The organism is Streptomyces sp. NPDC059247 (assembly GCF_042754005.1).
In the GTDB taxonomy this organism is placed as follows: domain Bacteria; phylum Actinomycetota; class Actinomycetes; order Streptomycetales; family Streptomycetaceae; genus Streptomyces.
The window spans coordinates 65409-78747 of the sequence record NZ_JBHYZW010000010.1 but is presented as its reverse complement, the minus strand read 5'-3'; the positions used below and the strand labels follow the sequence as shown (position 1 = coordinate 78747).

11 protein-coding genes are annotated in these 13339 nt (G+C 74.8%); 4 read left to right on the top strand and 7 right to left on the bottom strand.

What is annotated here, in order from left to right:
* Positions 1-28 precede the first annotated feature (28 nt).
* From ACFXGN_RS19565 to ACFXGN_RS19555, 3 genes are all read right to left on the bottom strand, one after another.
* A complete protein-coding gene (locus tag ACFXGN_RS19565; protein WP_384860563.1) occupies positions 29-1657 on the bottom strand; it encodes a transporter in 1629 nt (542 codons plus the stop codon).
* Positions 1654-2499, bottom strand: a complete 846-nt coding sequence (locus ACFXGN_RS19560) for an ABC transporter ATP-binding protein (protein ID WP_384860561.1) — start codon at positions 2497-2499, stop codon at positions 1654-1656. Before ACFXGN_RS19560 ends, ACFXGN_RS19565 begins: the two co-directional genes overlap by 4 nt.
* 73 nt (positions 2500-2572) lie before the next feature.
* Positions 2573-3238, bottom strand: a complete 666-nt coding sequence (locus ACFXGN_RS19555) for a bifunctional DNA primase/polymerase (RefSeq protein ID WP_384860558.1) — start codon at positions 3236-3238, stop codon at positions 2573-2575.
* Between the two features lie 276 nt (positions 3239-3514).
* Between ACFXGN_RS19555 and ACFXGN_RS19550 the strand changes: the two genes are divergently transcribed.
* Both ACFXGN_RS19550 and ACFXGN_RS19545 read left to right on the top strand, forming a co-directional pair.
* Positions 3515-4897, top strand: a complete 1383-nt coding sequence (locus tag ACFXGN_RS19550; protein ID WP_384860556.1) for a transcriptional regulator — start codon at positions 3515-3517, stop codon at positions 4895-4897.
* Positions 4898-5400: 503 nt separating this feature from the next.
* Positions 5401-6804: a hypothetical protein gene (locus ACFXGN_RS19545; RefSeq protein ID WP_384860554.1), complete on the top strand. Its 1404-nt coding sequence runs from the start codon at positions 5401-5403 to the stop codon at positions 6802-6804.
* A gap of 120 nt (positions 6805-6924) precedes the next feature.
* Here the strand turns inward: ACFXGN_RS19545 and ACFXGN_RS19540 are convergent, their stop codons facing one another.
* On the bottom strand, positions 6925-8205 hold the full coding sequence (locus ACFXGN_RS19540; RefSeq protein WP_384860552.1) for an ABC transporter substrate-binding protein: 1281 nt from the start codon (positions 8203-8205) through the stop codon (positions 6925-6927).
* 228 nt (positions 8206-8433) lie between these two features.
* Between ACFXGN_RS19540 and ACFXGN_RS19535 the strand changes: the two genes are divergently transcribed.
* Together ACFXGN_RS19535 and purU are read left to right on the top strand one after the other, a co-directional pair.
* Positions 8434-8880, top strand: a complete 447-nt coding sequence (locus tag ACFXGN_RS19535; protein ID WP_384860942.1) for a hypothetical protein — start codon at positions 8434-8436, stop codon at positions 8878-8880.
* A gap of 46 nt (positions 8881-8926) precedes the next feature.
* Positions 8927-9778 (top strand): formyltetrahydrofolate deformylase, encoded by an 852-nt coding sequence (purU, locus tag ACFXGN_RS19530; protein ID WP_384860549.1) that lies wholly within the window; start codon positions 8927-8929, stop codon positions 9776-9778.
* Between the two features lie 18 nt (positions 9779-9796).
* Here the strand turns inward: purU and ACFXGN_RS19525 are convergent, their stop codons facing one another.
* From ACFXGN_RS19525 to ACFXGN_RS19515, 3 genes are all read right to left on the bottom strand, one after another.
* Positions 9797-11080 carry an MFS transporter gene (locus ACFXGN_RS19525; protein ID WP_384860547.1) on the bottom strand — a complete coding sequence of 428 codons (1284 nt, stop codon included), beginning with the start codon at positions 11078-11080 and terminating at the stop codon, positions 9797-9799.
* Between the two features lie 245 nt (positions 11081-11325).
* Positions 11326-12660 carry a maleylpyruvate isomerase N-terminal domain-containing protein gene (locus ACFXGN_RS19520; protein WP_384860544.1) on the bottom strand — a complete coding sequence of 445 codons (1335 nt, stop codon included), beginning with the start codon at positions 12658-12660 and terminating at the stop codon, positions 11326-11328.
* Entirely contained in the window at positions 12657-13238 is a 582-nt protein-coding gene (locus ACFXGN_RS19515; RefSeq protein WP_384860541.1) for a sigma-70 family RNA polymerase sigma factor, read from the bottom strand. Before ACFXGN_RS19515 ends, ACFXGN_RS19520 begins: the two co-directional genes overlap by 4 nt.
* Positions 13239-13339 lie beyond the last annotated feature (101 nt).

Genomic DNA, 13339 nt, shown 5'->3' with positions numbered 1-13339 from the left:
GGAGACGACCCGGCGCCCCCGGACGGTCTCAGCCCTTGCTGACCGCCGCGAGGATCTCCGGGAGCCGCCGGGCCGTGCGCGGCGCCGCCGCCTTCAGACCCGCCCAGGCGATCAGCGCGCCGTACGCGGTGCCCACCGGGAACAGCAGCCACAGCAGCGACTCCTGGTCGGAGACGTGCAGGTACACCGTCGCCGCGATGACCGGCGCGCACAGCACCGCCGCCGTCACCATGCCGCCGAGGATCGAGATCCAGGCGAGCCCGCCCTGCCCCGGCGCCACGTTCTTGTAGCCGCTGTCCTGCGGGATCGAGTACGGGAAGCTCGCCGAGGCGACCGCGCCGGTCGCCAGCATCGCGCCGAGCAGCGCGAACGCCACACCGAGCGCCTCCGGAAGCCGCGACCAGTCACCGAGGACCCCGGCCGTCACCGCCGTCACCAGAGCCGTGTACGGCAGGGTGACCGCCAGCAGTGCCAGTGCCCGCGCCCGGAGTTCGGCGTACGCGTCGGCCGCCGTCGAGATGGTCTGCGCCACCATCCAGAACGCCGAGGTGTCCTGCCCGAACTGGTTGTACATCTGGATGCCGAGCATCGCCGACGCGAAGCACGCGAAGTAGATGGAGCCGGTCCCCTGGAAGGCGTTGAACAGGGGCACGATCAGACCGACGGCCAGCGAGGTCACCCACGCCGCCTTCGTCTTCGGGTCGCGCCAGATGTACCGCAGGCTGCGCTCCATGACCGCGCCCGTCCGCCCGCCCGGCAGCAGCCGCCCGAGCCGCCCCGCACCGGCGGACTTCTCCCGCCCCGCGTCCGGCGCGGCCCCGATCGTGGAACCGTCCGGCTCCACCATCAGCCGCACCAGGCTCCGCCGCCACCAGTGCACGAGCGCCGCCAGGGCGCCCGCCGTGAGCAGCAGCCGGGCCGCCGCCACCGCGTACGAGCCCTGGCTCGCCGCGTCCACCGCGCCGATCGCGGCGGCCGGCGGCAGCCAGCCGACGACGGCCGTCGCGGGCTCCAGGGACTCCAGACCGCCGGACTGGCCGAGCCGCTGGGCGCCGAAGTTCACCAGCTGCATACCGACCGCGATCACCAGACCGCTCAGCAGCGCCAGGTCCCGGCCCTTGCGGGAGGTCAGCAGCCGGATGTTCGCGGCGGCCACCGCCCGGGACAGCGCCACGCACGTCACGGTCACCAGCGGCACCGCGAGCACCGCGAACACCGTCCCCGCCGCCCCCCGGGCGACGGCCAGCGCGGCACCGGACACCAGGAACAGGGTGAACAGCGGCCCGACACCGACCAGCGAGGCCACGAGCAGCGCCCGGACCAGCGGCCGGGGCCGCAGCGGCAGCATCACCAGCCGCGAGGGGTCGAGGGTCTCGTCACCGCTCGGGATGAACAGCGGCATCACCGTCCAGGCCAGCGCGAGGACCCCGGTGAGGAGCACCGCGACGGTGTCGGCGTCGGTACGGCCCCGCAGCAGGACGAGGCCCAGCACCGAGCCCGCCGCGAAGAGCGCGCCGAAGACGATCGTGAGGACGTACGCGGCGGTCCGCCCGCCCGACTGCCGCAGCCCGTTGCGCAGCAGCGCCAGCTTCAGCAGGACGAAGACCCGGGTGAGGGACTGCGCCCCGGGGGCGGCCGGGCTCGTGACGGCGCTCATCGCTTGGCCCCGCCGCCCAGCCAGTCCAGCGAGTCCCCGGCCGCGTCGCGCCCGTGCGCGCCGACCAGTTCGAGGAACGCCGCCTGGAGCGAGGGCGCGTCGCCCCGCACGTCGGCGAGCGGGCCCTGCGCCCGGATCTGGCCCGCGGCCATCACGGCGACCCAGTCGCAGAGCGACTCGACCAGTTCCATGACGTGGCTGGAGAAGACGACGGTGGCGCCGGAGGCGGTGTACCGCTCCAGGACACCGCGGATGGTCTGCGCCGAGACGGGGTCCACGCCCTCGAAGGGCTCGTCGAGGAAGAGGACCTCCGGGTTGTGCAGGAGCGCCGCCGCCAGCCCGATCTTCTTCCGCATACCGGTCGAGTAGTCGACGACCAGCTTGTTCTGCGAGCCGGTCAGGTCCAGGACGTCGAGGAGCTGCGCGGCCCGCTTGTCGACCTCGGCACCGGGCAGCCCCCGCAGCCGCCCGCTGTACGCGAGGAGTTCACGGCCCGAGAGCCGCTCGAAGAGCCGCAGGCCCTCCGGCAGGACGCCGATCCGCGCCTTGACCTGGGCGACGGACTCCGGGTCGGCCCACACGTCGTGTCCGGCGACCAGGATGCGGCCGTGGTCCGGCCGGAGCAGGCCCGTGATCATGGACAGGGTGGTGGTCTTGCCCGCGCCGTTCGGTCCGACGAGACCGATGAACCTGCCCGCGGGCAGCACCAGGTCGATCCCGTTCACCGCGATCTGCTGGCCGAAACGCTTCCACAGCCCCTCGACGCGCACGGCGGGCGTCGCACCGTCTCCCGGTGCGGCGCCCGCCGCGTCGAACTTTCCGTCAGATGCCTGGTCAGGCATGGTGCCTCACCCTCTCGATGGTCCCCGTCAGTACGGGCACCACCCTACGGGTGGGGCATCACGGCTCCCAGGGTCAGGCCGTACGGGCCCTGGCCTCCGCCGCTTCCCGGCCACAGGCGTACGCGAGGGCGCTGATCAGCTCCTCCGCGTCCGGCAGCCAGCGGTTCGCCTGAGTGGGGCGCCGGGCCCACTGCACGGCGCCGCTGCCGCCGACGCGGGTGGGCGGGGCGGCGACGTAGTGGCCCTCGCCACGGGTGGTGAGGTCGATGGAGTCGGGGGCCCAGCCGAGCCTGCGGACCAGGTCCGGCACCTTCGCGGCGGCGCCGGGCAGGACGAAGAAGTACACGCGCCGGTCCGGGGAACAGGTCACGGGGCCGAGCGTCAGCTCCATCCGCTCCATGCGGGCGAGCGCCAGGAACCCGGCGGACTCGGGCACCTCGATCGCGTCGAAGGTGCGGCCGGTCGGCAGCAGGATCGAGGACTTCGGCTGCTTCGACCACATCCGGCGGGCACCGACGCCGCTGCCGGTCGCCTGCGTCGACCAGTCGGGACGGACGGGGTGGGCGCCGGGCGTGACGCACTCCTCCGCGCCGCAGGAGCAGCGCTCCCGGCCTTCGACGGCCTCCAGCCAGGTCCCGGGGAACACGTCCCAGTGCCGCTCTTCCGCGTACCGCACGGCGTTGTCCAGCAGCAGCTCGCCCCGCTGCCCGGGGATCTGGGCGGCGTCCGTGATTCCCATGGTCTCTTCCACGGTGAGCACAACTCCGCCCGCCACCCGGAGTTACGGGCGGGGCGCGCGGTGGTCCGGGACATCGATCCCGCACGCGGGGCGCATCGGAGCACGTGCGGGGGCGCGCGGAGGGGCCGGGAGCGGGGGTGGGTACGGAGGGGAGGGGGGCGCCGGAGCGTGCGCGACCGGCGTGTCCGGTTTCGCGTGTTCACATCGGCATTGACCGGATATCCACCGGGCATTGATCACTCCTCCGGTGATCTCCGCACGGCTCAGGGGGTACTCATGGCAGCCAGGCCACTCGTTCCGCGTCAGCTCAACGAACGGCTCCAGTCGCTCATCCAGGAGGCCGCGTGCTCCAACGCGGGCCTCGCCCGCAGAGTGAACATGGTCGGCGCGGAACGCGGCCTCGACCTGCGGTACGACAAGACCTCGGTGGCCCGCTGGCTCCGCGGTCAACAACCACGCGGCCGGGCGCCCGGCGTCATCGCCGAGGCGCTGGGCCGCAAACTCGGCCGCACGGTCACGATCGACGAGGTCGGCATGGCCAACGGCCGCAACCTCGCGGCGGGCGTGGGGCTCCAGTTCGCGCCGACCGTGCCCGGGGCGATCGAGCAGGTCTGCGAGCTGTGGCGCAGCGACGTGGGGCGGCGCGACTTCCTCTCCGGTTCGGTGGTGGCCGCGTCGGCGCTCGTGGAGCCCAGCCGGGACTGGCTGATCACGGGCCCGGACCCGTACGTGGCCAGGACGGCGGGCGCCCGCGTCGGGGTCGCGGACGTCGCGGCCGTACGGGAGATGACGGACGCGCTCGTCGACCTCGACCGGCGGTTCGGCAGCGGGCACGTGCGTCCGGTGGTGGTGCACTACCTCAACAGCGTGGTGTCGGGGATGCTGTCCGGCTCCTACCGGGAGGCGGTCGGCAGGCAGTTGTTCGCGGCGGTCGCCCGGCTCACCGAACTGGCCGGGTACATGGCGGTCGACACCGGTGAACCGGGCCTGGCGCAGCGGTACTACATCCAGGCGCTGCGGATGGCGCAGGCGGCCGGTGACCGGGGCTACGGCGGATACGTGCTGGCCGCCTCGATGAGCCACCTCGCGGCCCAGCTGGGCAACCCCCGGGAGATCGCGCAGCTCGCGCGGGCGGCGCAGGAGGGCGCGCGGGGCAAGGTGCCGCCGCGCGCGGAGGCGATGTTCTTCGCGGCGGAGGCGCGCGGGCACGCGCTGCTCGGTGACGTCCGCGCCTTCGAGACGGCGGCCGGGCGGGCGCTGGAGGCGCTGGAGCGGGCCGAACCCGCCGCGGGCGACGACCCGTCGTGGATCGCGCACTTCGACGGGGCGTACCTCGCGGACGAACTGGCCCACTGCCACCGGGACCTGGGGCAGGCGGAGGCGGCGGCGCGGGCCGCCGAGGAGTCGATCGCCGGTCATCCGCAGACCCGGGCCAGGCGCCGGGCGATCGGCCTGGCCCTGCTGGCCTCGGCGCGGGTGCAGCAGCGGGAGGTGGAGCAGGCGTGCCGGATCGGCACGGAGGCCCTGGAACTCCTGGGCACCCTGCGGTCGTCGCGGGGCGCGGAGTACCTGGACGACCTGCGCGAACGCCTGTCGCCGTACGCGGGGGAGCCGGTGGTGAGGGAGTTCGGCGCGCGGATGGAGATGTACGCGGCGTAGCCCGCCGGGGGCCGGGCGCCCCGGCGGGACCCGGACGGACGGGGGCGGGTCCTTGTCGGCGCTGCCGATGGGAGTCGGCGGGTGCCGGTGGGTGCCGGTGGGTGTCGGCGGTGCTGGTGGGTTCCGGTCGGGCCCGTGGTGGCTCCGGGCGGGCGTCGGCCGGTCCCCGCGGTGTCCGGCCGGTGCCGGACGGGCCCGGCGGGTGTCGGACGGACCCGGAGGGTGTCGGCGGGACCCGAGGGGGCCCGGCGGGTGGTGGTCGCGGCGGCTGCTTCCGGGGGGTGTCCGGCACCGGCCGGACGGTTCCACCCGGCCGGTGGGCCCCGGCGGGGTCCGGTGGCACCGTCCGGACCGGCCCGCGCACGGGAAGACGCCTTCCGGGCGGGGTCGTTCGGGAACGGTGCGGGAAGGGGGTGTAACCGGGCTCACACGTGTGTGCGGAGCCCCGCGCCCACCCGGTAGCGTGAGCCGACGATTCCGTTGGTCCATCAGTAGGAGTCCCGGTGACGCAGAACGGACAGGGTCCGGAGCCGCAGTACCCGGCGGTGCCCCCGGCGTACGACGCCCACGGGGGAGCACCGTCGTGGGACGGCGGAGCCTGGGGCCCCGCCGCCGGGCAGCAGGGCGGACAGCCGCTGCCGCCCGCGCAGCCGCTGCCTCCCGAGGCGACCCCCGGCGGCGCCGACGCGCAGTCGACCCAGTACCTGCCGCCGGTCCCGTCGCAGCCCGGGTACGGCTATCCGCCGCCCTTCGCCGGGGACATGCAGGCCACCCAGCACATCGCCCCCGTGCCGGGATCGACGCCCCCCGCGTACCCGCCGGGACCGGGGCCCGGGTACGGCTATCCGCCGCCCGCCGGGGACATGCAGGCCACCCAGCACATACCGCCGGTGCCGCCGCAGGGCGCGGGCGCCACGGGCTTCCCGGGCGGCGGACCGGTCCCGGGGCAGGGCGCCGCGCCCGCCGGGGCGTCGGACGCCACCCAGTACATCGCTCCCGTACCGGCGCGGGAGCCCGGAGAGCGGCAGCCGCCCGCCGAGTTCGACAACCTCTTCCGCACGGAGGCGCCGAGGACCCCGCAGCCGCCCCGGGCGCAGGCGTACCAGCAGCCGCACACCCCACCCCCGTATCAGCAGCCGCACACTCCACCCCCGTACCAGCAGCCCCCCGCCCCGTACCAGCAGCAGCATCAGGCGCCTCCGCCGCCGCCCCAGCAGTACGCCTACCAGGACGCGTACTACGACGACGGCGGCGGCGAGCCCGAGCCGCCGCGCCGCAAGTCGCCGGTCGCGCTGATCGCGGCCGTCGTGGCGGGCTGCGCCGTCGTCGGGCTCGGCGCGGGCGCGCTGCTCAGCGGCGGCGAGAAGCCGTCCGACGAGCCCGGCCAGAACGTGGCCGCCAGCTCCGCCGCGCCCTCCGGAGGGGAGAAGCCCGCCGAGAAGCCCGCCGACCCGGCGGAGCCGCAGGCGCGGGAGCTGAGCAAGCTCCTCGCGGACAGCAGCAACAGCCGTGACACGGTGATCAGTTCGGTCGAGCTGATCAAGCGGTGCGAGGACCTGGACAAGGCGGCGAACGACCTGCGGGGCGCCGCCGAGCAGCGCCGGGGCCTGGTCACCCGGCTCCAGTCCCTCGACGTCGACAAGATCCCGGACAGCCCCGCGCTGACCGAGGCCCTCACCGAGGCGTGGCGGGCGTCCGCGGAGGCGGACGACCACTACGCGGCCTGGGCCGACCAGATGAAGTCGAAGAAGGCGTGCAAGGGCGGCAAGGCCCGCTCCACGAACCGCACGGCGGCGGCGAACGCGAAGAGCGGCGAGGCCACCACCGCCAAGAAGGAGGCGGCCGGTCTCTGGAACCCGACCGCCGCCAAGTACGGCCTGGAGAAGCGGACGTTCACCCAGCTGTGAGGACCGCTCCCGGCGGCGGGGACGACCCGCCGCCGGGACCCCTCACCCGCCGGGGCCCCTCACCCACCGGGCCCCTCCGCCGCCGGAGCCCCGCAGCTGCCGCCGGGACCCCTCACCCGCTCAAGGCGCGCTGAGGACGGTCTGCCCGACGTCCACGAAGCCGGGGCGCTGTGCCACCAGCCGTCCCTCGCGGACGACCTGGAACGTCACCTCGTGGTTGACGATCCGAGGGAAGCCCGCCGCGCCGAGCAGATCCTCGTACTTCCAGCGCAGGTCCGGGGTGAGGCCGCCGGTGTCGATCCGCTCGCCCCGGTCGAGGGCCTGGGTGATCCTCGCGGCCGTGACGCGGTCGGTGCCGAGGGACTCGACGACCGCCTTGAGGACCGTGTAGGCGATCCAGGTGGTCTGCACGCCCGCGTCGGTGGGATCGACCCGGTTGTCGGCGAAGGCGTGTTCCCGGATGACCTCGCGCATCGGCGCCCAGCTCCGGTCGTCGGCCTCCGGGTACCAGCCCGTGACGAACGCGCCCTCGAAGGGGCTGTGCGCGCCGCCCGTACGGTCGATCACGGGCTGGCCGACGCTGCCGAGGACCGAGGAGATCCGTACGGTGCTCCGCTCCCCGTCGGCGCCGTCCCGCCCGGTCTCCCGCTCGGGGAGGCGGCGGAAGGAGTCGAAGAAGGTCTGGGTGCGCTCGCCGAGGACGGCGGCGACGCAGCCCTTCTCGTCCCCGGCCCGCTCCCGGGCGCGGGCCGCCTGCGCGGTGTACTCGGCGGCGTCCTCCACCGCCGGGATGTCCACGGCGCCCCGGTGGCTGGCCTTGCGGAGCCCGGAGTCGAGCAGTGCGGGCAGCCGGTCCCCCGCGAGGGTGTCGGGGCGGACCAGGGAGACCGTCCGGCAGGACTCGGCGAGCTGCAGGCCGTGCCCCGCGATGAGGGAGGCCTGTCCGCCGTTCACGGGATAGGACAGCGAGCTGCTGAACTCGTCCTCGGTCAGCCCGTAGCCGCCGATGTACGGGATCTCGGCCGCTTCGAGCGGGGCCATGAAGGCACGGCCGTGCTGGCTGTACGAGCCGACGACGGCGACGGCCCCCTCGCGGACCGCGCGGCGGGCGCAGGCGGCGGCGCCGGAGGGGGTGTTGTGCTCGTTGCAGGTGAGGACGCGCAGTTCGTGCCCGTCGATGCCGCCCCGGGAGTTGACCCAGCGGGCGTACGCCTGCGCCATCGCGGGCATCCCCGGCATGTTGGTCGCCCTGGTCCGGTCGGGGGCCCACGTCATCACCGTGACGGGCTCCCTGGAGCCGCCCATGGCCCCGGGGAGCACGCCGCACCCGGTGAGCAACGAGGCTCCGGCCGCCGTGGCCGTGACGTACGCGAGGAGTGAGGTCAGTCGCCAGCGGGTCATGGACCCGTACGTTTCCGCCCCCGGGGTAACGCGGGAGTGAGCGGGGTTCAACGGTGGGTGACGCGAGGGTGAATTGCGGGGGCGCCGAGGGGGTGCGTCCGGTGACCGGACGGGGGACCGTACGATCGGAAGGTGTCCAGTCCAGCCTCCCCGCCCGCCCCCGGTCCGGCCTCTCCTCCCGTCTCCGGTACGGAGAACCCTTCCCGTCGCGGCCGTCGCTCCTCCACCATGGGGGTCATGCCGCTCAACGACATGCCGTGGTGGCGCTGGCGCAGCAACGTGCGCTCGGCGCTGCACATGCTCTCCGACCCCGTGTTCCACGAGACGACCTGGCTGGCCGGACAGGAGGGGTACGGCGACGTCACCGACGCCGTCTACCGCCTGGTCGAGGACACCTGGCTCGACAACTGGTCCGCCGAGAAGTACGTCGGCTCGATCTTCCGCGACGGCGCGGAGGCGGCGCTCGTCGACGCCGCCGTCCACCGGGTGGTGCGCATCACGCACCAGGTGGGCCCCGACGCCCCCGTCTCCGCCTACCTCGCCGACCCCGGCTGGCCCGAGGCCGTCCGGGCCGCCCGCGAGGCCCATGTCCGCCTCGCGCGGGCGGACGGCGACGACCCCGACACGCCCCCGTGCTCGCTCGACACGCTCCGGGTCATGACGCGGTCCGTCTGACGGACGGTGCACGGCCCGGGACCCCCCGGTGTGGCAGGCTGACGGAATGACCGACCAGTACGTCCTCACGCTCTCGTGCCCGGACAAGCAGGGCATCGTGCACGCCGTGTCGAGCTACCTGTTCATCACCGGCTGCAACATCGAGGACAGCCAGCAGTTCGGGGACCGTGACACCGGGCTCTTCTTCATGCGGGTGCACTTCTCCGCCGAAGCGCCGGTGAACGTGGACAAGCTGCGCGCCAGCTTCACCGCCGTCGGCGACTCGTTCGCCATGGACTGGCGGATCAGCCGCGCGGACGACCGCATGAGGGTCGTCCTCATGGTGTCGAAGTTCGGCCACTGCCTGAACGACCTGCTGTTCCGCTCCCGGATCGGCGCGCTCCCGGTGGACATCGTCGCCGTCGTCTCCAACCACACCGACTTCGAGGAGCTCGTCGGCTCCTACGGGGTGCCGTTCCGGCACATCCCCGTCACCAAGGACACCAAGGCGGAGGCGGAGGCCGAACTGCTGGACCTGGTCCGGGAGGAGGACGTCGAACTGGTCGTCCTCGCCCGCTACATGCAGGTCCTCTCCGACGACCTGTGCAAGCAGCTCTCCGGCCGGATCATCAACATCCACCACTCCTTCCTCCCCAGCTTCAAGGGCGCCAAGCCGTACCACCAGGCGCACGCGCGCGGGGTCAAGCTGATCGGCGCGACCGCCCACTACGTGACGGCCGACCTCGACGAGGGCCCGATCATCGAGCAGGAGGTCGAGCGGGTCGGCCACGAGGTGACCCCGGACCAGCTCGTCGCCGTCGGCCGCGACGTGGAGTGCCAGGCACTGGCCCGCGCGGTCAAGTGGCACGCGGAGCACCGCATCCTCCTCAACGGGCGCCGGACGGTCGTCTTCGCGTAGGGGTACGGGCCCGGGGCCTCACCGCGCGGGGACCGGGGCCGGACGGAGAGCCGGGCGGGCCGCCCGGCGGGCGGCCGGGCCGGTCGCCGTCGCCGCCGCCGCGAAGACGCCGCCCAGCAGCAGCCAGCCCGCCGGACCGCCGCCGACCAGCAGGGTGGTGACGACGAGCGGGCCGAGCGTACGGGCCACCGGGACGCCCGCGCCGTAGAAGCCCTGGTACGCGCCGACCCGGTCGGCGGGCGCGAGCCCGAGGCCGAGCTGCCAGGACCCGGCCGAGTGCCGCGTCTCGGCGGCCACCAGCAGCACCGAGCCGAGGACGAGGACCAGGACGGCCGGGCCCGCGCCCAGTCCGGGGAGGGCGGTCACGGCGAAGACGGCGCAGGCCGCGCCCATGACCGCGCCCGCTCCCCGGACCGCGCGGACGGCCGTGTCCGTACCGGTGACGGAACGGGCGGCGCGGACCTGGAAGAGCGTCACGGCCACGGTGTTGAGGACGAACAGGGCGGAGACCGTCCAGCCGGGCGCGGCCGTCCGCTGGGTGATCCACAGCGGCAGGGCGAGACTCAGGACCGGCATCCGCAGCAGCATCACCGCGTTCAGCAGGGTGAGCAGCACATAGGGCCGGTCGCGCAGCACGTCCGCCCCCCACCCGGACCGCCGCGACTCCGGTACGGGCCCGGTGGCGGCGGGCGCGGGGGCCGGGAGCCGGGCGAGGAGCAGCGCGCAGAGCAGGAACCCGAGGGCGTCGAGCGCGAGCACGGTGAGGTAGGCGCCGCGCGTCCCCGCGTGCAGGGCGATCCCGCCGAGCGCCGCGCCGACGGCGAGCCCGGCGTTCAGGACGGCCTGGAGCCGGGCGAGGACGGCGGTGCGGGCGGCGGGGGCGACGAGCCCGGCGAGCAGGGCCTGCCGGGCGGCGGCGAGGCCGGTCTGCGCGGAGGCGTACAGCGTGGCGGCGGCGAGGAAGGCGGGGAACGAGCCGACGAGGGGGAAGGAGGCGACGGCGAGGGCGGTCACGAGCGCGAGGAGCGCGGAGGTGCCGCGCGGACCGCGCCGGTCGGCGAGGGCCCCCAACGGCACCCCGGCGATCGAGCCGACGGCCCAGGCGACCGCGAGACCTGCGCCGACCCGCGCGGCGGAGAGCCCGACGATCTCGGTGAAGTACAGCGCGGAGGTGACGTAGAAGGCGCCGTCGCCGATGGAGTTGCTCCCCTGGGCGAGGAGCAGCGCGCGGGGCGCGCGGGGCGCGCGGGCGGTCCGGAGGCCGTCGCCGACGTGTTCCACGGGGAGGGAAGTGTTCGCCATGGACACGACGATAGGTCGAAGTGGCCCGCGCCCCTTGGTCCATTGACGGGCCCTGACCGTGGGCCACTTGAGCCCCCGGAGGGCCCCGGAGGCCCCTGCCCGAGGCCCCCTCGGAGGAGGTCCCGCCCACCGTCCGCCCGAGGGAGACCTCCGCCCACCGTCCGCCCGGGGAAGGCCCCCACCCGGGGCCCCTCGGAGGAGGCCCCCGCCCAGCGAAGGCCACCGTCCGCGCGGGAAGGCCCCGCCTACAGCCTGCTCAGGGACGCCGCCGCCGACAGGACGTCCCGGATGGCCTCCCGGTCGCCGTCCTGGCCCACCGCCGCCTCCTCGGGGGAGATGTGGCCCGCGACGAGCTGGCAGAACTCCGCCCCGTCCATCGCCACCTGGGCCACCGACAGGTCCGGGGAGCCGATCGCGGCGGGCGAGTCCAGGGCGATGTACCAGTGGCCGCCGCCCGCGCCCTCCACCTCCAGATGGAGCGAACGGCCCGGCGCGCCCGCCGCGACCAACTGGCGCGCCGGGGCCGCCCGGCCCGTGCGCCGCCGCCCCGCGAGCGCCGCCGGGAGCAGCCGTGCCGCCAGGTCGATCATCCCGTGCAGGTGCGCGCTGCCCGGCGGGGCGTACGGGTACGCCACCGCGTTCGCGATGTCGTCCGCGTGCACCCAGCACTCGAAGGCCCGCTCCAGGAGCGAGTCCCGCAGCGGCAGCGAGAAGTCCTTGTAGGTGACCGTCAGGTCCGCCGTGTCCCGGCCCGCGAAGGAGACCGTGCGGATCAGGGTGTGGGTCTGGTCCCGCCAGGGCCCCCGCAGGGTCCGGCCCGCCGGGTGGTCGAGCCCCGACCAGAACGCCTCGGTGCGCTCGGTCGGCGACAGTTCTGGGACGCCCGCGCCGAGCGGGTCGTCGAGTCCGAGCGCGGTCGTCACCAGACCGTCGACGGCGAGGAGGTGCCCGATGACCCCGGCGACGGTCGCCTTGCGGCGCACCGGCCGGTCCTCCTCGTACCACTTGAGGCGTACCGGCGCGTGCCACTCCGACTCGTCGATGTCCCGCAGGAGGGCGTCGAGCCGCGCGGTCTCCGCGTCGTACGGGGTGACCCAGTCCGGTACGGGGATGCGGGCCGGGCGGCGGCCCAGGCAGTTCTCCAGGACCCGGGACCGCAGCAGCGGGTCGAGGTCCAGATCGCGGTCCTTGTGCAGCAGGGCCACGGCGTCCCGCAGCCGGAGGGCCTCGTCGGCGCAGGGCGCGCACGAGGTCAGATGGTCCTCGACGGCTCGGGTCTCGCCCGCCGAACACGCCGAAAGCGCCCAGGCCCCCAGCAGGGACTTGAGCACTCCATGGGTCAGGACCGGCACCTCGGGCTCCGGTTCCGCCTCCGTGCCGGGTGTCTGGTCGGGTGCCACCCCGGACTTCCCCTCCGTGTCGTCGCCGTGCGCCGGGGCCCGGACGGGGGCCGGCGGGTCCACGGACGGGTCCGCCGCCGAGCCGGACACGAGGTCCGCGCGGTGGTCCGGGGCCCGGTGCGGACCCGGTGTCCAGGGGGCGCGTGCGACGTCCTCCGCGCCGCCGTTCGCCCCGGTCACCGTGTCCGCCCGAAGCCGGGCGGCGCCCCGCCCTCGAAGGGCCGGATGTTGGCCGAGGAGAGCAGTTGGAGACCGAGTCTGAGCCGCCGCCGGGCCTCCTCCTCGGTGATGCTGAGGTCGGCGGCGGTCTGACGGTAGTCGCGGCGCTGGAAGTACGCCAGTTCGAGGGCGGCTCTCAGCGGGGTCGGCATGGAGGTGACGATGTAGTCCGCGCGGGCGGCGACGGAGGCCCGGCGGACCTTCTGCTCCAGCTCCTCGGCGGAGCCCCGGCCGGTCTCCGCGTACGCCGTCGCCTCGGTCTGCCGGAGCCGCTGGACGGCCTGCCGCTGGGTCAGCCCGGCGACCCAGGAGCGCATGTTGCCCCGCTTGGGGTCGTAGGCGTCGGCGTTCTCCCAGATGTAGCCGAAGACCTCGCGGGTGACCTGGTCGGCCGCGTCGTCGTCGCCGAGGACGCGGTGGGCGAGGCTGTGCACCAGGGAGGCGAACCGGTCGTACAGTTCGCCGAGCGCGGCGGCCTCGCCGCGCGCCAGGCGCTGCTGCATCCTGCGGTCCCAGCGCGGTGGTGTGTCCATCGCCATCCGGTCCTCCAGCCCCTCCCGGCCTCCGTGCGGCTCCCCGGTCTCCTTCCCAAAGTAACGGCCGTGCGGACGGCGCACGCCTGTTTGCCGCAAGTGCGCCC